Annotated in this window: 20 protein-coding genes; 12 read left to right on the top strand and 8 right to left on the bottom strand. The window is 72.1% G+C overall.

Going from position 1 to position 21605, the window contains the following annotated elements:
- Nucleotides 1-6 precede the first annotated feature (6 nt).
- Nucleotides 7-1278 carry an MFS transporter gene (locus ACIP37_RS30970; RefSeq protein WP_400810671.1) on the bottom strand — a complete coding sequence of 424 codons (1272 nt, stop codon included), beginning with the start codon at nt 1276-1278 and terminating at the stop codon, nt 7-9.
- 373 nt (nt 1279-1651) lie between these two features.
- Between ACIP37_RS30970 and ACIP37_RS30975 the strand changes: the two genes are divergently transcribed.
- The 3 genes from ACIP37_RS30975 (at nt 1652) to ACIP37_RS30985 (ending at nt 4828) form a co-directional block, all read left to right on the top strand.
- Nucleotides 1652-2308 carry a 1,4-alpha-glucan branching protein gene (locus tag ACIP37_RS30975; protein WP_400810669.1) on the top strand — a complete coding sequence of 219 codons (657 nt, stop codon included), beginning with the start codon at nt 1652-1654 and terminating at the stop codon, nt 2306-2308.
- 271 nt (nt 2309-2579) lie between these two features.
- Nucleotides 2580-3452, top strand: a complete 873-nt coding sequence (locus ACIP37_RS30980; protein WP_400810667.1) for a universal stress protein — start codon at nt 2580-2582, stop codon at nt 3450-3452.
- 395 nt (nt 3453-3847) lie between these two features.
- Complete coding sequence (locus ACIP37_RS30985) at nt 3848-4828, top strand: aldo/keto reductase (protein ID WP_363586653.1); 981 nt, start codon at nt 3848-3850, stop codon at nt 4826-4828.
- A 107-nt stretch (nt 4829-4935) separates the two neighbouring features.
- Here the strand turns inward: ACIP37_RS30985 and ACIP37_RS30990 are convergent, their stop codons facing one another.
- From ACIP37_RS30990 to ACIP37_RS31005, 4 genes are all read right to left on the bottom strand, one after another.
- Nucleotides 4936-5589 (bottom strand): GAP family protein, encoded by a 654-nt coding sequence (locus tag ACIP37_RS30990; protein WP_363632185.1) that lies wholly within the window; start codon nt 5587-5589, stop codon nt 4936-4938.
- A 269-nt stretch (nt 5590-5858) separates the two neighbouring features.
- Complete coding sequence (locus ACIP37_RS30995) at nt 5859-6299, bottom strand: nuclear transport factor 2 family protein (RefSeq protein ID WP_363586655.1); 441 nt, start codon at nt 6297-6299, stop codon at nt 5859-5861.
- A gap of 2 nt (nt 6300-6301) precedes the next feature.
- Nucleotides 6302-6430, bottom strand: a complete 129-nt coding sequence (locus ACIP37_RS31000) for a hypothetical protein (protein WP_400844849.1) — start codon at nt 6428-6430, stop codon at nt 6302-6304.
- 204 nt (nt 6431-6634) lie between these two features.
- The gene (locus ACIP37_RS31005) at nt 6635-7204 is read right to left on the bottom strand and encodes a TetR/AcrR family transcriptional regulator (RefSeq protein ID WP_063351909.1); all 570 of its coding nucleotides are present in this window, start codon (nt 7202-7204) and stop codon (nt 6635-6637) included.
- A gap of 71 nt (nt 7205-7275) precedes the next feature.
- Here ACIP37_RS31005 and ACIP37_RS31010 point away from each other — a divergent pair, with 71 nt between their 5' ends.
- A complete protein-coding gene (locus tag ACIP37_RS31010) occupies nt 7276-7770 on the top strand; it encodes an FBP domain-containing protein (protein WP_400844852.1) in 495 nt (164 codons plus the stop codon).
- A gap of 369 nt (nt 7771-8139) precedes the next feature.
- On the top strand, nt 8140-8706 hold the full coding sequence (locus tag ACIP37_RS31015) for a hypothetical protein (RefSeq protein ID WP_363633418.1): 567 nt from the start codon (nt 8140-8142) through the stop codon (nt 8704-8706).
- A gap of 180 nt (nt 8707-8886) precedes the next feature.
- On the opposite strand, the gene ACIP37_RS31020 is transcribed toward ACIP37_RS31015, so the two are convergent.
- A complete protein-coding gene (locus ACIP37_RS31020; RefSeq protein WP_400844855.1) occupies nt 8887-10149 on the bottom strand; it encodes an MFS transporter in 1263 nt (420 codons plus the stop codon).
- 200 nt (nt 10150-10349) lie between these two features.
- On the opposite strand from ACIP37_RS31020, the gene ACIP37_RS31025 reads away from it, so the two are divergent.
- Nucleotides 10350-11204: an amidohydrolase family protein gene (locus ACIP37_RS31025; protein WP_400844858.1), complete on the top strand. Its 855-nt coding sequence runs from the start codon at nt 10350-10352 to the stop codon at nt 11202-11204.
- 51 nt (nt 11205-11255) lie between these two features.
- On the opposite strand, the gene ACIP37_RS31030 is transcribed toward ACIP37_RS31025, so the two are convergent.
- Nucleotides 11256-12158, bottom strand: a complete 903-nt coding sequence (locus ACIP37_RS31030; protein WP_400844861.1) for an alpha/beta hydrolase — start codon at nt 12156-12158, stop codon at nt 11256-11258.
- Between the two features lie 42 nt (nt 12159-12200).
- Here ACIP37_RS31030 and ACIP37_RS31035 point away from each other — a divergent pair, with 42 nt between their 5' ends.
- Nucleotides 12201-12674, top strand: coding sequence for a MarR family winged helix-turn-helix transcriptional regulator (locus ACIP37_RS31035; protein ID WP_400844864.1), 474 nt, complete (start codon nt 12201-12203; stop codon nt 12672-12674).
- Between the two features lie 516 nt (nt 12675-13190).
- Here ACIP37_RS31035 and ACIP37_RS31040 read toward each other — a convergent pair.
- Complete coding sequence (locus ACIP37_RS31040; protein ID WP_400844867.1) at nt 13191-14135, bottom strand: FAD-dependent monooxygenase; 945 nt, start codon at nt 14133-14135, stop codon at nt 13191-13193.
- Between the two features lie 66 nt (nt 14136-14201).
- Between ACIP37_RS31040 and ACIP37_RS31045 the strand changes: the two genes are divergently transcribed.
- From ACIP37_RS31045 to fabF, 5 genes are all read left to right on the top strand, one after another.
- Complete coding sequence (locus tag ACIP37_RS31045; RefSeq protein WP_400844884.1) at nt 14202-14699, top strand: TetR/AcrR family transcriptional regulator C-terminal domain-containing protein; 498 nt, start codon at nt 14202-14204, stop codon at nt 14697-14699.
- 108 nt (nt 14700-14807) lie between these two features.
- The gene (locus ACIP37_RS31050) at nt 14808-15719 is read left to right on the top strand and encodes a phosphotransferase (RefSeq protein ID WP_363589282.1); all 912 of its coding nucleotides are present in this window, start codon (nt 14808-14810) and stop codon (nt 15717-15719) included.
- Between the two features lie 223 nt (nt 15720-15942).
- On the top strand, nt 15943-18612 hold the full coding sequence (locus tag ACIP37_RS31055; protein WP_363589284.1) for an aldehyde dehydrogenase family protein: 2670 nt from the start codon (nt 15943-15945) through the stop codon (nt 18610-18612).
- 14 nt (nt 18613-18626) lie between these two features.
- Complete coding sequence (locus tag ACIP37_RS31060) at nt 18627-20324, top strand: thiamine pyrophosphate-binding protein (protein WP_400844872.1); 1698 nt, start codon at nt 18627-18629, stop codon at nt 20322-20324.
- Nucleotides 20321-21598 carry a beta-ketoacyl-ACP synthase II gene (gene fabF / locus ACIP37_RS31065; RefSeq protein ID WP_400810654.1) on the top strand — a complete coding sequence of 426 codons (1278 nt, stop codon included), beginning with the start codon at nt 20321-20323 and terminating at the stop codon, nt 21596-21598. The genes ACIP37_RS31060 and fabF overlap by 4 nt, the downstream gene beginning before the upstream one ends.
- Nucleotides 21599-21605 lie beyond the last annotated feature (7 nt).

A 21605-nucleotide genomic window follows, 5' to 3' on the forward strand; every position in this document is an offset into this window, starting at 1 on the left:
GAGGGTTCAGCGTTTGCGGGACCGGGCGACCACGACCAGGAAGCCGAGCGCCAGCACGATCGGAACGGCGTGCGAGACACCGACCACCGTCAGCGGGCTGAGCAGCGCCAGCAGCGATCCGCTCAGCAGCATCCCGGTGCCCATGCCGACGTTCTCGGCGGAGGTCAGCAGCCCGAAGGCCTGGCCGCGCCGTTCGTCGGCGAGGGCCTGGATCCGGGTGGTGTACGAGATCTCGGTGAAGCCGTCGCCGAGCCCGGCACCGATCGCCGCCAGCAGGAACAGCGGGGTCGGCAGTCCGGTGAAGACCAGGATGAAACAGCCGGACATCAGACAGGTGCCCAGGGCGAAGGCGCGCTCGCCCGGTTCGATGCCCCGGCGCAGCAGGAGCCGGGAGACCAGTTGCTGGGCGCCGAGGTTGCCGACCGCCCAGGTGGCCCAGAACATGCCCAGCAGCGCGGCCGGGTTGCCGGGAGAGTGCTGGTTGGCGAAGACCGGCAGGCTGATGTTGTGCGCGGCCGAGCCGAAGGCGTCCAGCAGCCGGATCGCCGCCATCGCGCCGACCACCGGGGCGGCCCGCAGGACGATCAGCGCCTGCCACCGGCTCCCGCGCCGCTTCGCCCCCGCGGCGGGACCGGCGGGATCAGCCGGTTCTGTGGCGGGCTGCTCGGCGGGCTCGGCCCGGGTGCGCAGCGGCAGCCGGAGCACCACCGCAGCGAACACCAGGAAGCTGGACGCGTCGATGAGCAGCGCCGCGCGGAACCCGGCCCAGGCCACCACCACGCCGGCGGAGGCGAAGCCGAGCACCATAGCGGCCGAACGGCAGCTGGCCATCAGGCTGTTGGCACGGGCCCTGCGTTCGGAGCCGACCATCTCCGGGATGCTGGTCCGCAGCGCGACGGCGCACACCGCGGCCGCGCCGCCGAAGACCAGCGCGAGCGAGTAGAGCACCGGGATGCGTGCCGGGACCGGCGCGAGGGCCACCACGACCAGGGCCAGCGCCTGGGCCAGCGCGCAACCCGTCATCAGCCGCCGCCGGTCGGTCCGGGCCACCAGCCGCCCGGAGACCAGGCCGCCGACGAGGCCGCCGGCCAGCCGGATGATCAGGTACCCGGCCGTGCCGAGCGCGTTCCCGGCCGCCTCGTAGGCGAACAGGCTGAGCGCCACCAGGTCGAGCTGGCTCCCGTACGTGGACAGGGCGTCGCCCAGTGCCAGCCGGTAGAACACCCGGGGCAGCTTGTCGGCGCTCTGGTGCGGTACTTGCTGTGCAGTGTCCGGCACCGGTCCCCCAGGCACGCCGTGTCGGTCGGTTCAGTGTGACATTGCACTGCAATCTAAGGGTGACCCCTCAGCAGATCAAGACCTTGATCGCCTGCTTGTCCGAAAGATCGCAAGTTCGGCCGACCCGAAACCATCTTTCCAGCCAGACTGGCGAGTTGGTGCCGGTACGCCCTACCGCCCGACGGCCGCGCGGGTGCCGGGCGGGAGACCCGCCGGTGGACGGCGGAGGACGGGGAGGCGAGTTGGGCCAGGACCAGGACCAGGACCGGGCCGGAACGGCAACGAACGTCGCAGCGGAACCTGCCCGCCCGTCAGCCCCGCATGGGTGGGAGGGTATGACCATCGCATTCGCACAACGGAGGAGACCCCCGGCATGTCCGTCATCCACCAGACCACCCTCCAGCCGAGCAAGCTGGAACTGCTCGCCTCCTGGCTCCCCTCCCGCCCCTGGTACCGCGGCGGCGCGGGAGCCCCGGACCTGGCCAAGGCCGGCGGCTTCCGGCTGGACGACCCGCAGGGCGAGGTCGGGATCGAGTTCATGGTGGTCACCGACACCTCGGGCCCAGCCCCCGCCACCTACTTCGTCCCGCTCACCTACCGCGGCGCCCCGCTCGACGGAGCGGAGCACGCGCTCGTCGGCACCATGGAGCACGGCGAGCTGGGGCGGCGCTGGGCCTACGACGGCTGCCACGACCCGGTGCTGGTCGCCCAGTTGTCGGCCCTGATCGAGGGCCGGGTCCAAGCCCAGGACCAGAACATCAGCGACACCCCCGACCTGGAGGTCACCCGCTCCTACCGCGGCGACACTCCCCTGAGCCCCACCGCCGTCGACGACGACCAGGAGGGCACCGAGCTGTCGGCACCCCGGGGCGCGACCCTGCGCCTGCACCGGGTGCTGCACCCCGCCGCGGACGACGCGGCCCTCCCGGCCCCGGAGACGGCCGGCCACCTCGGCGGCCTCTGGCAGCTGCCCGACGGCACGCGCGCACGGGGCCTGTTCGCCGTCCTGCACACCGCCCCGCGCGCCTGACCGGTGCTCTGACCACCCACGTTCCCCAGGCCGATCCGCCGAGCCGGGGCCGGACCGCCCGGGGCGCGGCCCTGCGCCGGGAGGCGCCGGCAGCGGCTCCCGCCGATACTGGCCGGGGTGCCCGGGCCACGTACGACCTGCGGGACGCGGCATGGACCACGGTCGCGGCGTCCGGCTCGACCGCCCCTTCCGGCAGGCGGTCGAACGGTCGCCGCCGCCCTCGACTCGCTGCGGGCCCGACCGGCCCGGACCCGACCCCTGGGAGGTCGCCGTGAACGGTCCCGTCACCGTGAACGGTCCCGTCGTCGCGGGCTTCGACGGTTCGCCGGAGAGCCTCGCCGCCACCGCGTGGGCCGCCCGGGAGGCGCTGCGCCGCGGGCTCGCCCTCGAACTCCTCCAGGCCTGGCCCTGGCCCAAGCGGGACTCGGTCGGCACCAGCGAGGTGTACAACCGCAGCCAGGACGCCCTGGCCGCCCGCGAGGCGGAGCTGCGCGCCACGCACGCCGGCCTCCAGGTCTCCTCCCGCCAGGTCCCCGACGACCCGGCCAAGGCGCTGGAGACCGCCGGCCGGACCTCCGCGGTCCTCGTGCTCGGCTCCCGGGGGCTGGGGCCCGTGCGCGGCTTCCTGGTCGGCTCGGTGAGCCAGGAGGTGCTGCGCCGGGCCACCTGCCCGGTGGTGCTGGTCCGGGCCGGTGAGGGCGAGGGGGGCGCCGCCACCGACCCCGTCCTGGTGGGCGTCGACCTCGCGCATCCGCCGGACGACGTCCTCGCGTTCGCCTTCGAGGCGGCCGCCCACCGCTCGGCACCCCTGCGGATCGTCCACGTCTGGGCGCCGCCGGCCGGCAGCGAGTACATGGCGTTCGACGCCATCGGAGGGCTGGAGAAGGAGCTGTCCGCCTCCGAGCGGAAGCGGTTCGCCGACGTCCTGGCCCTCTGGCTGGCCCGCTACCCCCAGGTGACCGTGACGTCCGAGCTCGTCCGGGGCAACGCCGCCATCGTCCTGGTGGAAGCGTCGGAGACGGCCCGGATGGTCGTCCTCGGCCGCCACGTCCGGCGGATGCCTCTCGGCGCCCACCTCGGCCCGGTGGCGCACGCCGCGATCCACCACGTCCGCTGCCCGGTCGCCGTCGTCCCGGACACCTGACCGCTCGCGAGGGCCGCCGGCCGCTCCGGCCCTCCCACGACAGAGCAGACCCCATGAATGCCGACGATCGCCCTTGACCAGTCGCCGGGGAGGACGCGCGATGAGAGCGCGAGGTCAGGCGGAGGTGCCGGGCCGCAGGGTGGGAGAGGGATGAGCTTCCGAGCCGGAGATCATGGTCCCGATCCATCGTCGCGGCCCAGCCGGCCAGCAGGTTCAGGGCGTCGCACGCGGGTATGGCGGGTTCGGCGCCGTAGGCCATGAGGGTCAGTCCGGTGTCGCGGCGAGTTCCAGGGCCTCGTAGCCGAGGGTGAGTTCACGGTGGGGGGGGGGAGTGAGCGCGGCGGCCTTTCGGAGCAGGTGCACACGTCCACGTCACCGAGGAAGAGGAGTACGCCATGGAGTACACGCGTTTGGGAACGTCGGGGCTCAGGATCAGCCGGATCGCCCTGGGCTGTATGAGCTTCGGCGACCCGGCCAGGAGGACGACCTGGGCGCTCGACGACGACGCGGCCGAGCCGGTCTTCCGCCAGGCCGTCGAACTCGGCATCACGTTCTGGGACACCGCGAACATCTACGGTCTGGGCACCTCGGAGGAGGTCGTCGGGCGGGCGCTGCGCAAGTACACCCGGCGTGAGGACATCGTCGTGGCCACCAAGCTGTGGGCGCCGATGCACCAGGGACCGGGCGGGTCGGGGCTGTCCCGCAAGGCCGTCATGGAACAGATCGACGCCTCGCTGCGGCGCCTGGACACCGACTACGTCGACGTCTACCAGATCCACCGCTTCGACCCGCAGACGCCGGTCGAGGAGACGATGGAGGCGCTGCACGATGTGGTCAAGGCGGGCAAGGCCCGCTACATCGGTGCCTCGTCGATGTGGGCCTGGCAGTTCGCCAAGATGCAGCATGCCGCGCAGGCCCGCGGGTGGACCCGGTTCGTCTCCATGCAGGACCAGTACAGCCTGATCCACCGCGAGGAGGAGCGCGAGATGTTCGGCCTGCTCGCCGACCAGGGCGTGGGAAGCATTCCGTGGAGCCCCCTGGGCGGGGGGCTGGTCACCCGGCCCTGGGGCGAACGCTCCACGCCACGTGCGGAGCTCAACCGGACAGTCGACCAGCAGGACCGGCCGATCTTCCTGGACAGCGACCGGGCCGTCGTCGAGGCTGTCCAGCGCATCGCCCTGGCCCGCGGTGTGTCGATGGCACAGGTCGCGATGGCCTGGGTGTTGAAGAACCCGGTGGTCTCCGCCCCGATCGTGGGCGCGACCAAGCCGCACCACCTCGCCGACGCCGTCGCCGCGCTCGACCTGACGCTCACCGCCGAGGAGACCGACTCCCTCGAAGAGCCCTACGTCCCGCGCCGGCCCACGTTCTTCTAGCCTCGCGCGCTCACGGCCTCAGCCCTCCTGCCGCATCGTGCGACGGCCGGGAGGGCCGGGCCGTACGGTCCGAGAGGGGACCGCCGCGGAGGCGGTCCTCGTACCGGTCACAGTCCGGTGACACCCTCGACGACGAGGAGCACGCCGATCACGGCCAGGACCAGGGCGGTGACGGCGCTGTTGTGGGTCTCCAACCACGTCCTGGCCCTGCCCAGCGGAGTGAGGACCCGCTCCCCCGCCGCGATGTGGAGCAGCAGGGGAAGCCCGACGGTGGAAACGGCGATCGCGGTGAACACCGCCACGGCGGTGACGCCACGGGACGGACCCAGTTCGGCGGAGCCGATGGTCAGCCCCGCCGCCGCGGACAGCAGGATGTTCTTCGGGTTGGCTGCCGACAGCAGAAGGCCCAGCCGCAGGGCCTTGGCCGACGTGGCATCCGTGAGGCTCCGCATCCAGGCCGGGGTCCCCGTCTTGGAGCCGGAGCGCCACTGCCGCCCGGCGAGCAGGACGAGGACCACGCCGAGGACGGCCTTCGTCCAGGACGCCCAGGTGGGCGTCTCCTCGCGGGTCTCGATGAGGGCCGCGAGGGCCGTGGACACCGACGCCACCACGAGGATCCCGGCCGCCCACCCGGCCAGGAAGGCTCCGCCCGTCGCCCTGGGCCGGGGAGTGAACAGCAGGAAGAGCGCCGGAACGATCGGCAGCGGCGACAGCGCGATGGCCAGGGCGAGCGGCGTCACCTCGCTCAACACGACGTTCACGGACCACCTTCCTCCCGCCGCCGCACACGGCCCGGGTACCAGAGTCCAGCCCAGGCCCGGGGGCGACCGGGCCTCGGCATGGCCCGGTCCGGGTCCGAGACGTCGTCTCGCGCGCGCTCCATGGTCTCCATGTCTACCGCGCGGCCGCTCCGTGCCCGTCGCGACAGGCCAGGACTCGGGAACGGGTGCTGGCCTCGGGCCCGGGCGGCCGGGTCGGCCCGGGACACGGCCGTGGCAGTGTCACCCGTGCGCGACCGCGGCTCGCTCCGTCAGTGGCGATCGGACGGCCATCCGAGGGCGCGGAAGACGGCGACGGGGTCGAGGTAGTCGCGCCAGTGCGTCACCCGGCGGTCCTTGACGGTGATCACTGAGACGAAGTGGTTGTCGTAGCGGAGCCCGGTGTGGACGGCGTGCCCATGCACGGCGTACTCCAGGACGACCACGGACGTGTCGGGGTCCCGGTGGACGGCCAGTTCGTCCGCGCCGGTCAGGACCATCGCGTCGCCGTAACCCCGGTACAGGTCGGCGACCGCCTGGCGACCCTGGACTCGGCGCGGGTAGCCGGGGACGGAGACCACGTACTCGACGACGACGTCCTCGGCCAGGAGGTCGAAGAAGTGGCCGCCGTCGACCAGACCGGCGAGGCCTTCCTGGATGATCCGGAAGAACGGGTCCAGCGCCGCGAAGTCCTCGAGGTTCCCGATGGTCATGGTCACGCACCCGCCTTTGCGGTCCAGGCGTGGGCGTTGCGCTGCGCGAACTCCCGGAACGCGGTCGGCATGCAACCGGTGGTGCGGCCGGTGCCGCCGAGAACGAGTGTGGTGTGCAGTGATCCGGTCATGGCTCCATGGTGAGGGGCCCGGGAGCGGACGCCCGCCATTGAGTTCTTCGGGGTGGTTGGGGTCACCCCGTCAGAGGGCCGGTGTGGCCGCGCCGCCGACACCGGCGCCGACCGCCGGGCCCGGGGCGGACTCGGGCTCACCCGCCTCGCGGTGATGGCCTCCTACCGGCCGCCCCGGGGCGCAGGCGGCCTGCGAGCGGGCGGTCAGGCCGCCGGCCAGTTGCGCAGCAGTGCGTCGAGGGCGTCGAGGATGCGCGCCCAGGTGTCCTCCGTGCCGCGCGGGGTGTGCTGGAAGCTCCCGGCCCGTTCCAGGGCCACGTAACCGTGGAAGGTGCTGCCGAGCAGCCGGACGGCGTCGGTCTCGTCGGGTTCCGCGAGGTCGTAGCCGCGCAGGATCGCGCGCGTCATCTGCGAGTGCCGGACGCCGGCGCTGGCGCGCGCGGTCTCGGGGTCGAGTTCGAGCTGCGCGGCGGCGTAGCGACCGGGGTGTTCGCGGGCGTAGTCGCGGTAGGCGTTGGCGAAGGCGGCCAGGGCGTCCTTGCCGGCGCGTCCGGCCAGGGCGGCGGCGACCCGGTCGGCGAGTTCCTCGAGTGCGAGCAGGGCGATCCTGGTCTTGAGGTCCTGGGAGTTCTTGACGTGCGAGTACAGGCTCGCGTCCTTGACGCCGAAGTGTCGTGCCAGCGCCGAGACCGTGACCTTGTCGAAGCCGACCTCGTCGGCCAGTTCCGCTCCCGCCCGGGTGAGTCGTTCCGCGTTCAGTCCTACGCGCGCCATGGCCTTCCCTCCGATCGACTGAGGCCATTATACATTTGCCTAATAGTCCTAGGTAATTTACGTTGGCTCCTATGAAGCCGTTGACCGACCAAGAGATCCGTGCCGCCTTCGTGAACTGCACCAAGGGCGAGGCGAAGCGACTGCACATCCCCCGCGACCTGGCCGAACAGCCCTGGGACGACCTGGACTTCCTCGGGTGGCGCGACCCGCAGGCGCCCGATCGCGCCTACCTCGCGGCCGAGTCGGACGGCCGCGCGGTGGCGGTCGCGCTGCGCTCCTCCGGTGCCGCCTCCTGGCAGGCCCGCCGCAGCATCTGTTCGCTCTGCGTGACCACCCACACCGGGGGCGTCTCGCTGCTGGTCGCACCCCTGGCCGGGAAGGCCGGCAAGCAGGGCAACTCCGTCGGCGCCTACATGTGCAGCGACCTCGCCTGCTCGCTCTACGTGCGCGGCAAGCGGGAGACCGGTACCCGGCTGCACGAGTCGCTCACCGTCGAGGAGAAGATCCGGCGCACCGTGGCCAACGTCGCCGGCTTCGTCGCCAAGGTCACCGCGTCACCCGCGTGACCCGCGTGACCCATGGCGGGCATCGCTCCGGTTCGCGGTAACACGCGCGGGTTCCCGGAATCCTGAGCGCCGAGGAGCCGGAACCCGCACGCCAGCCGGTGGCCGCGGTGGGTCCCGGGTACGGGTTCGCCCAGACGTCCGACGCAAAACGCCCGCGCCGTGACCGAGAAGGTCGGCCGGGTTGGCGTTGACGAGATCGGAGACGGCAAGCGGCTCGTCGGCGCCGACTGCCGGTCGCTCTGTCACACCCTGCTGACATGATCGTCCGAACAGTGGGACGAAAAGGGTGGGTGTGGACCTGACGGTGGAACAGGCGGCGCGGCAGATCACGGCGGAGGTCGTCGCACAGGCGCCGGAGGGCTGGACGAAGTGCGTGCTGCGCGGGCACGGGAGCCGAGGGAGCGTCGGCCTGTCCGGCGGCGGGTACGTGGTGCCGAGCCGTCCGGGCTCCTTCTTCCGGACAACGGCGGCCCGCGCTACGTCGCCTCCTCCGTCACCGCCTGGCTCGGCCAGATCCTGGGCCAGCCCGATCCGCACGCCCCGCAGCAGTCCGGGGACGACTCGCGCCAGCTGGTGGCCTCAGCCCTGGACGAACGGCTCGCGCCGGGCGTCCAGGCGATCCACCTCAATGACGTCCCGTCACCCGTCGACCTCGCCCCGCTGCGCACCCTCCCCGGACTGCGTTCCCTCGACCTGTCCCGTTGCCCCACCGCGGACTTGGCGTTGCTGGCCGATCTCCCCGGCCTGCGCTACCTCGCCCTCTCCGCCACCCAGTGGACAGCCCTGATCGCCGCCGACCGCCTCCCCACCCACCTTGCAGCCGCTCGCCTGGCCGGAGCCCCACCCCTCACCGTCGTCCTCGACCTGCTCGCCGCCCTCGGCGTCGACACCTCCACCGCCCACCGCCTCTCCGACACCGTCGAGGAGGCCTCCTGACACTGTGACCACCTACGTCCACCAGGTCGGTGCCGGCGCGACCTCGGCCGGTTGAATGTCGTGAGGCGTTCCCCCCGGAAGGGGCGCGACGGCAGAGCCGGTCAGGTCAGGATCCGCAGGCTCACGCTGCCCCACCCCTGGGCCGCGCGGACGCTCCCGAGCGTCCGCGCAGCCCGCCCCCTACCTGGGGAGCTTGGCGGTTCGCTCTGGATAGGCCACGGGAGCCGGGTCATGGGGCAGTTCGCGGTCTCGGGTCTCGGGGAGGCAGGTGGCGGCGATGGCCGCCAGTGCGTAGGCGAGCCCCGCGAAGAGGGCGATGCTCGCCGCGAGTCCGAGGCGTCCGGAGAGGTAGCCGACGAGGGCGGGGAAAGCGGCGCTGACGATGCGGCCCAGGTTGTAGCAGAAGCCCTGCCCGGTACCCCGGACGCGGGTGGGGTACAACTCCGCGAACAGGGCGCCCAGTCCGCCGGGGATGCCGGCCGAGAAGAACCCGAGCGGCGCGCCCGCGATGAGGGTGCCGAGATCGCCGAGTGACAGCAGCAGGTAGGGAACGAGGGTCACGAGGCAGCACAGGGCGAAGAGGACGACGTTGCGGCGGCGGCCGACCCGGTCGGAGAGCCACCCGGATGCGAGGTAGCCGAGGAACGAGCCGGCGATGAAGACCGCGAGGTGCCCGCTGCTGCCCATCACCGACAGGTGCCGGGTGGTGTGGAGGTAGGTGGGCAGGAAGGTGGTGAGGGCGTAGTAGCCGCCGTGGCTGCCGAGCCCGAGCAGCGCGCCGAAGACGGTGACCCTCAGCAGGCCGGGGCGGAAGATCTCCGTCGGCGAGGCCTTCTCCCGCCGCCGCTGGTCGGCCGTGGGGTCGGCGATCCCGCGGCGGAGGGCGAGCACCAGCAGGGCGGGCAGCACGCCGAGCCAGAACATCGCCCGCCACGCCCAGGCCTGCGGCAGGACGGCGACCAGCACCGAGTAGGCGGCGAGGGTGAGGGCCCACCCGACGGCCCACCCGCTCTGCACCGCCCCGAGGGCCCTCCCCCGGTACCGCGTGGTCACGTACTCGCTGATCAGTACCGCGCCCGCGGCCCACTCACCGCCGAAGCCGATGCCCTGTAGGCACCGGAAGGCCAGCAGGGACTCGAAGCCGTCGGCGAAGCCGACGAGCGCGGTCGCCACCGCGTACCAGGCGATGGTGAAGCGCAGGACGGCCACCCGGTCCCACCGGTCGGAGGCCGCCCCGGCCAGCCAGCCGCCGAGCGCGGTGCAGACCAGGGTGACCGAGGAGGCCAGCCCGCCCTGGCCGTTGGTGAGATGCCACAGCGCGGTGAGGGTCGGCAGCACCAGGCCGTAGATCTGCGCGTCGGCCCCTTCCAGCGCCCAGCCGCCGAAGGTGGCCCAGAACGCCCGTCGCCCCCCGGGCGACGCCGAGCGGTACCACTGACGCATGCTCGCTCCTTACCCGAGGTCGGTGCGGTGCCGGAAGGAACCAACGACCGGCACGGCGCAGCGGCAGCGCCTCCGCGGCACCGGCCGCCCTGAACATGAGCACGTCAGTACGTCGTCGAACATGCAGGCCAATATGACAGTCGGTCAGGTGAAGGTCCAGAGGCCCCCGACCCTTGGCTCCCCGGACCTACCATCGACGGGTGATCTGCGAATCGGCCGAGTCGGTGGAGTCGGTGGACACCCACGCCCACGTGTTCCACCGCGGCCTGCCCAGGGCCGACCGCCCCCGCTACGTGCCGGACTACGACGCCCTCCCGGCGACGTACCTGGCGCTGCTCGACCGGCACGGCATCGGCGGCGCGGTCCTCGTCCAGCCGAGCTTCCTGGGATCGCGCAACGAGTTCCTGCTCGGCTGCCTGGCCCGGCACCCCGCCAGGTTCCGCGCCGTCATCGTGCCGGACCACGACCGCCCCTGCCGGCCGGACGCGCTCGCCCCGCTCGCCCTCGACGGCGTCGCGGGCATCCGCCTCAACCTGATCGGCCGGCGGGTGCCCGACCTGGCCGGGCCGCACTGGCGGCAGGTGGCCGCACTGCTGGCCGAGCGCGGGCAGCACCTGGAGGTGCACGCGGCGGGCGGACAGTGGACGGCGATCGCGCCCGCCCTCCGTAGCTGGCCGTCCCCCGTGGTGATCGACCACCTCGGTCTGCCGGGCGCGTCCGAGGGCGCCGACCGCGCGGTACTGGATCTGGCCACGCGCGACCACGTGTGGATCAAGGCCTCCGCGCCCTACCGCTGCGCCCCCGGCGCGCCCGACGCGCCGGGCCTCATGCTGCGGCGCGTGCTGGAGGAAGCGGGCCACCAGCGCCTGCTGTGGGGCAGCGACTGGCCCTGGACCCGCCACGAACGCGGCAGGACGTTCGCCGATTGCCTCGCCTGGCCGGCCGCGCACGTCGACCCGTCGGTCCTGCGCGCCGCCGTCACCGTGAACCCGGCCCGGCTGCTGAACTGGTCGCCCCGGCGACGAGCAGCCGCCGGACCGCAGGCACCGGCCTGAACGATCACCTGGCCACGCCAGCGGCCCGGCGGCCGGTGAGGGCGCGGAGCGTCAGGGAGCGGGGATGCGCTGGGCGAGGAAGAGGGCGGCGCGGTCGAGTGCCTGGTCGGCTTCGTCGAGGGGGCCGCCCGCGAAGGCCTGGAAGACGTGGGGGGCGTCGGCGGTGATGTCGAGGATGACGTCGACTCCGGCGTCGCGGGCGCGGGCGGCGAGGCGGGTGGAGTCGTCGAGGAGGATCTCGTTGGCGCCCACCTGGATGAGGAGCGGGGGGAAGCCGGTCAGGTCGGCGAAGAGGGCCGGGCTGAGGAGGGGCTGCGCGGGGTCCTGGCCGGCGAGGTACATGGCCCCGGTGTGCATCACGGCCTCGCGGGTGAAGATCGGGTCGATGCCGTCCTTGGTCGTCATGCTCTCCCCGCTCCGGGTGGCGTCCACGCCCGGGGAGAAGGCCACGATCGCGGCGGGCAGCGGCAGGCCCGCGTCGCGGGCGGCGAGGGCGGTGGTGACCGCGTAACCGCCGCCGGCGGAGTCCCCGGCGAACGCGATGGCGGACGGGTCCAGGCCGCTGTCGAGGAGGGCGCGGTAAGCGCTCAGGTTGTCTTCCAGACCAGCCGGGAACGGGTGCTCGGGGGCCAGCCGGTAGTCCACCGAGTACGCGTCGAACCCGGTCCTCGAGACGAGCTGCGCGGTCAGCGACAGCGCGGTCTCGGGAGAGCCGAAGACGAAGCCGCCACCGTGGAAGTACAGGATCGTGCCCGGGCGCGCGCCGCTGTCCGGTGTGACGTGCAGGGCGGGCCGGCCGCCGAGCGCGGCCTGAGTGGTGCGGACGTCGTCCGGCACGATCATCGTGTCCATCAGCGCCCTGAACCCGGCGCGCAGCTCCTCGACGGAGCGCCGGCCCTCCGGCCGGGGCCGGCGGAGCATCGCGTCGATCTTGGCGAGCTGTTCCTTGCTCATCTGCGCTCCTCCTATGGAATGACTTCCTCTACACTATATGCCGTGGAATATACATCGGATGGCATCGCCGACCTCCAAGGATTCTTCGCGGATCTCGTCCGCTGCGAGACGCGCCTGTACAACGCGCTGAACGACCGCCTGCGCGAGCGGCACGGGATCGTGACCTCGCAGTTCGAGTTCCTGCGGTTCCTGCGCGAGCACCCGGGGGCCCGAGTCGCTGACCTCGCCGCGGAGTTCGCCATCGGAGCCGGCGCGACCAGCAAGGGCGTCGACCGTCTGGAGAAGCAGGGCTGGGTCGTCCGCCAGGCCAACCCGGCGGACCGCCGGTCCTCGCTCCTGGCCCTGACCGACGACGGTTCACAGCTCCTCGACGCCGCCGAGGCGACCTTCACCGCGGGCCTGAGCGAACTGGTCGAAGGCGCCCTCGACCAGTCCACGACGGCAGCCGCCGCCCGGGCCCTCCGCCGGCTGCGCTCCGCGCTCGAACGCGACCAGGTCGGCACCCCCACCGGCTGAAGGCGCAAGCCCGGTCAACTGCCCGCCCACGCGCGGCCCGGCGACACCGCGCTCCTCCGCCGTCACCTTCGGTGAAGGCCCGGCTGGGGTTGCCTCCGCGGCCGGCAAGGCGCAGGCTGGAGCTGTCCCCTGGAAGCCGCGTAGGGCGAGAGCCCCACGGAAAGCAGGGAGTTCGGGAGCGTCACCGCCCGTCCGGAGGAGCGGCCCATCCCGAGCACACCCGGGTGAAACGAAACAAACCGTCCGGTCCGACTGCGCACGGACGGAGGCCCCCAGCGGGGGTCGCTCTCGGAACAGCATCTCGCCGCGTCGTACGCGACGCTCCGTCCGGCCAGTGAGCACGGACGGCACCAACGAAAGCATTCGAAAGCATTGCAGGCGTCAGGAACGAGAGTGTAAGTCGCAGGAGCAGTAGAGGCCCCCTCCTGGTAGAGGGGGCCGACGCCTGCGTCGGGCAGGCCTCGCCACCGCTTCAAGCCCTCCCCTGTCGGCTTCGGTGCCCGTCCAGGGCAGGGCTCAGCCGTCCAGCGAGAGTGCGTTCTTGGCGTGCGCGACGGATTCCTCCGAGGCGGGTCCGCCGGGGTTCTCGGTGGCCAGGGCCTGGTTGAGGGTGACGAACGGGCGCATCCGCCGCTCGTAGCGGGCATACGCGGTGCGGTGGTCGCCGCCGGCCCGGGCAAGGCAGTCGGCCAGCACGTGGGCGCCCACGAGGGCCAGGCTGGTGCCCTGCCCCGAGAGGGGGGAAGGGCAGTAGCCGGCGTCTCCGAGCAGGGTCACCCGGCCCCGCGACCACGGGTCCATGCGGATCTGGGCCATGGCGTCGCAGTAGAAGTCGGGGGCCGTCCGGGCGGCCTCGGCCAAGCGGGTCCCTTCCCATCGCATCGACGCGAGCTTGTCCACGACGAGCTGCCGGAGGGCGCCCCCGCCGCGGAGGTCGTGGGCGAGGGGCACGGACTCGAAGCCGAAGGCGATCCTGAGTTCGGTGTTGTCGCGTACGGGCATGATGCCGAAACCCGTGTCGCCGCCCCGCAGCCACACCTGCCAGTCGTCCAGGGCGAGGAAGTTGTCCGCGCTGAACACCGAGAGGTAGCTGCCCAGGTGGTGGGCGAAGTGCTCCTCCGGACCGAAGGCCAGGCGCCGTACGGTGGAGTGCAGGCCGTCGGCCCCGACCACGAGGTCGAAGGTGCGGGACGGTCCGTGCGCGAAGTCGACGCGCACGCCGGTCTCGTCCTCGTCCAGCGCGGTGATGCTGTCGCCGAAGAGGTACTCGACGCCTGCGCGCGTGTGCTCGTGCACCATCCTCACCAGGTCCTCACGCAGCACCTCGAGGTCTTCGCTGTCGAGCCGTCCGCTGCTGAAGGTCGCCTCGGTGGAGCGGCCGACCTCGCGGCCGTCGGGGTCGAGGATCGACATGCCGCGCATCCGGGTCCGTACGCGGCTCGCCTGCTCCAGCAGGCCCATGAGAAGTCCTACCCCGCGGAAGCCCCCGAGGATTGGCGTACCCGCATCGAGCTGGGCGCCCGGACCCTGTGGAGCCTGTACCGGCAGCACCCGTGGCTGGCCCAGCTCGGCTGCCTCACGCGCCCGCTGCTCGTACCCAATCTGATGGTCCACGGCGAGTGGGTGCTGGGCGCCCTCGACGGCCACGGACTCGACCCCACGACGCTGTTCGACATCCACGTCCTGCTCTACAGCCATGTCCAGGGCCTGGCGGTGCACCTGGAGATGGAGGCGCACGCCGAAGCCGCCACGGGCCAGTCGGAAGACCAGTGGATGGACAGCCGCGCCCCCGCCCTCCAGGAACTGGTGGAATCCGGCCGCTTCCCGGCCTTCACCAAGGCGGTCGGAGCCTTCGAGGACGGCTACGACCTGCGTCTCGACGCGCTCTTCGAATTCGGCCTCAAGACGCTCCTCGACGGCCTGACTTCCGCCGTCGAAGGCCAGGAAGCCGGCACGGGCGGTACCGCCGCGATCGGGGGACCTCACCGTCCGGCGGCATCGCGGCGGCCTGCGGCTGACCGTTGACCGTCGTACCGCTGAAGTCCTTTGCGCGTGCTGCCGCCCGGATGATGAGGTGGAAGGGTGACCGACCCTCATGAGATCTCAGCCGTGCGGCCGTTGACACTGGCTTGGGTGGGCCGGCACCTGGAGGCCGGCGAACGGATCGTCGGAATCGAGGCGCTGCACGGCGGCATCACCGCCGAAATGCGGAGGCTGACCATCGGCACGCGGGACGGAGGCACCCGCGACCTGGTGCTGCGGAGTTTCGTCGACCCGTTCTCCGTGGAACGCGCCGAGGACTGGCTGGACAGGGAGGCCGGCGCCCTGGCCTTGCTGGCGGGGACCGGCGTCCCGGCTCCCGCGCTGGTCGCGGTTGATCCGAGCGCCGCACAGTGCGAGTATCCGTCGCTCCTCATGACGCATCTGGCGGGCCGGACGGTCCTCGACGATGAGGGGGTGGAGGAACGCGTCCCCCTGCTGGCCCGTCAGCTCGTGGCGATCCACGCGCTGCGGCCCGCCGAACGGCCCCGGGATTATGTGGCGTTGACGACCGCCGACACCGTCGTGGTGCCGAAGGGCGCCGACGCGGCGGCATGGGCCGCGGCGATCGACGTGATCCGCAGGCCCCCGCCGCCCGGTGAAGGGCGGTTCCTGCACCGGGACTTCCAACCCGGCAACGTGCTGTTCGACGTGCCGCCCCCAGGGCCGGCAGGTGCGCGGATCACCGGCGTCGTCGACTGGGCGGCGGCCTCCTGGGGCCCGGCGGATCTCGACGTGGCGCACTGCTCCACCAATCTCGCGCTGCTGCACGGCCCGGAGTGGGGTCAGCGGTTCGCCGAGGCGTACGAGGAGGCCGGCGGGGTGCTGGCCGTGACCGCGAGCGAGCGGCTGTACTGGCGGGTGCGGGACGGACTGGCGTGCTCGGAGGAAGTACGGTCGGTGGCGCAGCCCTGGCAGGAGGCTGGACGGACGGAGCTGACGACGCGAGCCGTGGAGCAGCGGCTGGACGCCTACGTCACCGCCCTGCTGGACGCCCTGGGCTGAGCCAGGGCCGGTCCGGAGCGCGGGCCGGGGTGGCGGGGCCACCCTCACCTTCAATAGCAATATGAAATTATTTATATTGAGAATATCTCGCTCCTCATATGCCTCTTTCGTCACTGCGCACCCAATCACCCTGCACAGGTAGCGGAATTTCGTCGAAGCACTCGACACCGTTCCGCAGTTATGGGACAGTCAATTTGAACCACCTGGTTTTGAGGAGCACAAGTTGCCCGTTTCCAGGAGACTGATCTCGCCCGACGGGCGCATCTGGGAGACCGACGAAATCGTGGCCCGCGTATTCGCCGCCACCGAACTTCTTGCACGCCGTGGCGTCGAACCCGGTTCACGGGTGATGATGAGCGGGGCCAATTCCCCGGAATGGGTCGTCACCCTGCTCGCGCTCATTCACCTCGACGCTTCGGTGGTCCTGGCCGATCATCGAGCCACCCCGTCACAGCGATCGAAGATCCGCACCCAGGCGCGCGTGGTGCTCGAAATCAGCGACGGTGCGGGCCGCACCGCGGCGCCGCGCCCCGCTTCGAACACCGCGACCGTGCCCGACGTCGCGAGCTGGGCACGGCGTCAGGACGCCGCGATCTCCTGGTCGTCGGGGACGACCGGCAGCCCCAAAGGCATCGTCCGCTCCGGCCGTTCGATCCTGGACAACCTCGCGCTCAGTGCGGAACGCATGGGGTACCGGCCTGACGACGTCTTCCTGCCGATCCTGCCGTACTCCCACCAGTACGGTCTGTCACTGGTCCTCTGCTGGTGGCTGGGCGGAGGCACGCTCGTGGTCTACGGATCGACCACGCGCCTGGACCGTGCGCTCGCGGTCGGCGTGGACCACGGCCTCTCCATCGTCGACGGGGCCCCGTCGACCTACTACAGCCTGCTCAACCTGCTCGACCGTCGCCCCGCCCTCGTGAACGCGCTGGGGACGGTACGAGCCTGGTGCGTGGGCGGCGCGCCACTGGGGAGCAACCTGGCAGCCCGGTTCCACGCCCGCACGGGCCGGCACCTGCTCGACGGCTACGGAGCGACCGAGGCCGGAAACATCGCGCTGGCGCCCCCGACCGATCCGGTCGGGTGCGGCACGCCGCTGCCCGGTGTGGTCGTCGAAGTCCACGACGACCACGGCAGGCCGCTTCCCCACGGCCGGCTCGGCGAGCTCGTCGTCCGCAGTGACGGCCTGATGACCGGCCACCTCGGCACTGACGGTGAGATCGTTCCGGCTTCGAGTCCCGTTCACCGCACCGGCGACATCGGCCTGATCGACGACGCCGGCCGCGTCTTCCCGGTCGGGCGCAAGCACGCCGCGCACCGCGACGGTCACACGCTCTATCCCGACCACCTCGCCAAGCTGGCCGAGTCGGCCGGCGCGCAGACGGAGGTCGTCGCGGTCCCCGACGCCCGTCTGGGCTGCCGCCTGGTGTTCGTGATCGCGGACCCGGACGCTCACGAGCCTGCGCACTGGAAACGGCTGCTGCGCCCTGTGTTCGCCCGCTACGAGCAGCCCGATCAGATCGTCGTGCTTCCCTCGCTGCCCCTCACGAACACGGGAAAGCCCGACCGGGCCGTTCTGGAGAAGATCGCCATGAGCTCGCTGTCCGCATCACCCGGGACGACCACCGACGTCACCGCGTCCGGCTCGACCACCGGCTCGGCCGGCGGTGCGAGCGGCTACCGCATCCCCTTCGCCGACCGCGTCGACGCGCTGCGCGCAGTGCGCCGGTACGTGGCCGACCACGAGGACGCGGTGATGGGGATCCTCACCGAGATCTCGCCCCACCACACCGCCGGCGCGGAGATCCGCTCGTTCCTCGCCACCCTGGACGGAGCGGAGGAGGAGATCCGTCGCGTCCGGCCCGGCCGCGTGCCTCGGGTCGCGGTCTTCATGCCCTCCAACATGCCGCTCCATTCCTACGCGCTCTACATGCTCATAGCATCCCTTTACAGCGAAAGAATCACCTTTCGGCCGTCCTCGGAGATCAAAAGCCAGATGCGGCGCTTGCACGACCTGCTGGCACCGGTTCACGGCCTGCCCATCAGCCTTTCCGAGCTCAGCCAGCGCAAGTTCGTGACGGGACCGGTACGCGAAGCGGACCTCATCGTCTTCACCGGCAATTACGCCAATGCCGAGACCGTCCGCGAGGGGCTGGCGGAGGACCAACTCCTCCTCTTCTTCGGTAACGGCATCAATCCCTTCGTGGTCGCACCCGACGCCGACCTCACCCGCGCCGTGCACGACGTCACGAGGCTCCGGCTCTACAACTCGGGACAGGACTGCTTCGGTCCCGACGTCGTGTTCACACCTAAGGGCCGCACCGAGGAATTCGTCGACCTGTTGTCCGCCGAACTGGCTTCGCTGCGTTTCGGGCAGAACGGCGACCCCGGCGCCGACTACGGTCCGATCTTCTACGACTCGGCGCTGGTGAACTGCTCGGGCTACCTGGTGCACCATGCCCGCCGCATCCGGCACGGCGGGCGCATCGACCTGCCGTCCCGCAAGATCGAGCCGACCGTGCTGCTCTGGGGCTTCGACGACAAGATCCCCCTCGAGGAGATGTTCGCCCCGGTGTTCAACGTCGTGGCCTACCCCAGCGCGAGGCTGTTGCGTGAACGGCTGTCGAACCCCTACTTCAGCGAACGCGCGCTGGGAGCGATGGTCTACGGGAACGATCCGCAGACGGTGGATGTCCTGGCCAGGCGTCACCAGACCTGTGTCGACCACACGCTGCTCGACGCCGAGGACGGCAACCGCCCGTTCGGCGGATTCGGGATGCGGGCGAACTACATCTCCTACGGCGGCGAGCGGCACGCCGAACCGCTGCTCATGTCGCAGGCCGTGGCGCAGACCCTCCCGGCGGCTGCGCCCGTCACGGCGAGTGGGGAGTGACCCAGGTGAGCCAGGTGAGCAAGGTGAGCAAACGGTACGCCGACGCGTGGTCCGCAATCGTCGACCTGCTGGTGGCGAACGGGGTGGACACCTGCTTCGGATTGCCCGGCGACGATCTGGAGTTGCTCCGCGCCCTCGACGCCGCCGGCCTGGACCTCGTGCCGTGCCGTGACCAGCGCAACGCGATGTACATGGCGACCGGTTACGCGCTGCAGTCCGGCCGGCTCGCCGTATGCGCACTGGGCAAGGGCCCGGCTGTCACCCACGCGGCCACGGGGCTGCTCGAAGCGCGGGAGTCCGGTGCACCCGTCCTCGTGCTCGCCGCCGGCGTGCCCGAACGCCGCCGGGGCAGCGGCGGATTCCAGGAACTCGACCAGGTCGCCGTGACAGCGCCGCTCGTGCGGTGGGCGCACCGGGTGGGGCACCCGGACCGGGTCGTCCCCGCGGCGGTGACGGCGCTGACCCGGGCTGTGGGGCCGCCGTCCGGGCCCGTGTACCTGGAGGTACCCGATGACGTCCGCACGGCGGAGGTCCTCGTCACCGGAGCGTGGCCGACGCTGCCCGAACCACTGGTCCTCGAATCCGTTCCCGTGACGCCGGGACCGGCCCTGGCGGCGATCCGCGAGAGCCGGCGTCCGGTGGTGCTGGTGGGCGGCGGAATGCGGCACCGCAACGGCGCTGGCGTGGTCGAGCGCTTCGCCGAACGCCTCGGCGCGGCACTCTTCACCACCGCGTCCGGCCGCGGTGCCGTCGACGAGCACCACCCGCTGTTCTGCGGCGTGGCGGGCCTCTACGCCGCGGCCCCCGCCCGCGAACTGTGGTCGTCCTGCGACCTGGTGGTCTCGCTCGCCGGGCGGCTGGAGGAGACGGTCGTCGAAGGCGGAACACCGTGGCCCCCGGTCGCGGTGGTGCAGGTCAACGTGGATCCGGGCGGCCTGTCGGCCGAGTTCTCGGGCCCGCGGGTGCTCGGGGACGCCCGGCACGCCGTGCTCGGCTGGTCGCGGGCGCTGGAGGAGGACGGCGAGGCCGAGCGCGCGGCCGCGACCGAGGTGTGGGCGAACAGGATCGCCGTCGCCCGCAAGGCCATGTCACTTGAGGCGGAGGCGGAACTGGTCCGCGCGGCGACACTCCCGGGGATCCGCATCGCCGAACTGCTCGCCGCGCTCGATGCCACCGCCGGCGAGCCCCGCGTGCTCGTCCAGGAGAACGGGCTGCAGGACATGTGGTCCTACGGCTTCCCCTTCCACGTCGGTGGCGGGTCCGTCGTGCCGTCGGAGCAGACCCCCCTGGGCTTCGGCGCGGCCGCGGCCATCGGGGTCAAACGGGCCGCCCCGGACCACGAGGTCACCGCGTTCATCGGAGACGGAGCGTTCCTCGCGGCCCGCGCGGACATCGCCGTCACCGCTCCGGCCCACGGCGGCGTGCTGTACGTGGTGTTGTGCAACGGCGGCTACGGCTGGCTGGACGCCCAACGCGCCCGCCTCGGTCTCGACGCCGAACGCCACCCCTTCACCCGTCCGGGCGCACCGCCGCCCGTGGTGGACGGGCCGGACATCCACTGTCGAGTGCTGCGCGACAAGGCCGCGCTGACCGCTGAGATTCTCGCCGCGCGGCGGTTCTGCTCCCGGGGAGGCACAGCCGTGCTCATGGTGCCCGTCGCACCCGACGACATCCTCCCCTGCATCCGCGACGCCGAGGTGGTTCCCCAGTGACGAACGCAGGAGAGCGGGGCGACGCCGGGCCCAGCCGACCCCGGCGCCAGGTGGTGGTCACCGGGTACGGGGCGGTGACGCCGCTCGGCCACAGTGTCGGCGAGACCTGGGCGGCGATGCTCGCCGGCCGCAGCGGCATCGCCACCGTGGACGCGATCGACGTGACCGGTCTCGGAGTCCGGATCGGCGGCCAGGTGCGCGGCTTCACACCCGGCCGCTACATGCCGCTGACGGTCAGCCGCCGCGCCGACCCGTACGCGCAGTACGCCCTCGCCGCGGCACTGGAGGCGTGCGAGCACGCCGGACTCGTCGTCGACGACCGCCTGGCGCCGCGGGTCGCCGTGATCATCGGCAGTGGCTACGGCCCGGTCGGGTCGATCTACCGCGCCGCCAACACGCTGCGCGACAAAGGGCCCCGGGGCATCAGCCCGTTCACCCAGGTCACCACCGCCATGGACAGCGCCGCCTGCGAGATCAGCATGCGTCTCGGCACGCAGGGGCCCAGCCGGGCCCAGAGCACGGCGTGCGCCAGCGGCGCGGACGCGGTGGGCGCGGGGATGCGCATGATCGGCAACGGGGAGGCCGACGTCGTCCTGGTCGGCGGCGCCGACGCCTGCGTCACCACCGTCGACCTCGCGGGCAGCGGCAACGCCCGCGCGCTGTCCACGCGCAACGACGACCCGACCGCGGCGTGCCGGCCGTTCGACGCGCACCGCGACGGGTTCGTGATGAGCGAGGGGGCCGCCGTGGTGGTGTTGGAGGCCGCCGAGGTGGCCGACCGGCGAGGGGCCACGGCTCTGGCCGAACTCGCGGGTTACGGAGCGAGTTCCGACGCTCATCACTGGACCGCCCCGCATCCGCAGGGACGCGGCGCGTGCCTCGCCGTCGAGGCGGCGCTGCGCGACGCGGGCATCACGGGGGCGGACGTGGACTACGTCAACGCGCACGGCACCGGAACGCTGCTGAACGACGCCACCGAGACGGCCGTCCTGCGCACGGTGCTGGGTGACCGTGTCACCCGGATCCCGGTCAGCTCCACCAAGTCGATGACCGGGCACATGATCGGTGCCGCCGGAGCGGTCGAGCTGGTGGCTTCGATCCAGGTCCTGCGCACGGGTGACGTCCCGCCGACCATCAACTGCGACGACCCGATCGACCCGGACATCAACTTCGTGCCGCACCGGGCGCAGCACCACGAGCGGATGCGGATCGCTCTCAGCAACTCGTTCGGCTTCGGCGGCCACAATGCCGCTCTCGTGGTCCGAGCCGTGTGAGGGCCCG

This window comes from Kitasatospora sp. NPDC088861, from assembly GCF_044750105.1.
Classification (GTDB): Bacteria; Actinomycetota; Actinomycetes; order Streptomycetales; family Streptomycetaceae; genus Kitasatospora.

Bases quoted from the DNA above. Each gene is read 5' to 3' on its own strand.
- ACIP37_RS30975 (WP_400810669.1), top strand. From the start codon at position 1,652: ATGTCCGTCATCCACCAGACCACCCTCCAGCCGAGCAAGCTGGAACTG.
- ACIP37_RS30985 (WP_363586653.1), top strand. From the start codon at position 3,848: ATGGAGTACACGCGTTTGGGAACGTCGGGGCTCAGGATCAGCCGGATC.
- ACIP37_RS30995 (WP_363586655.1), bottom strand. From the start codon at position 6,299: ATGACCATCGGGAACCTCGAGGACTTCGCGGCGCTGGACCCGTTCTTC.
- ACIP37_RS31000 (WP_400844849.1), bottom strand. From the start codon at position 6,430: ATGACCGGATCACTGCACACCACACTCGTTCTCGGCGGCACCGGCCGC.
- ACIP37_RS31005 (WP_063351909.1), bottom strand. From the start codon at position 7,204: ATGGCGCGCGTAGGACTGAACGCGGAACGACTCACCCGGGCGGGAGCG.
- ACIP37_RS31010 (WP_400844852.1), top strand. From the start codon at position 7,276: ATGAAGCCGTTGACCGACCAAGAGATCCGTGCCGCCTTCGTGAACTGC.
- ACIP37_RS31020 (WP_400844855.1), bottom strand. From the start codon at position 10,149: ATGCGTCAGTGGTACCGCTCGGCGTCGCCCGGGGGGCGACGGGCGTTC.
- ACIP37_RS31030 (WP_400844861.1), bottom strand. From the start codon at position 12,158: ATGAGCAAGGAACAGCTCGCCAAGATCGACGCGATGCTCCGCCGGCCC.
- ACIP37_RS31040 (WP_400844867.1), bottom strand. From the start codon at position 14,135: ATGGGCCTGCTGGAGCAGGCGAGCCGCGTACGGACCCGGATGCGCGGC.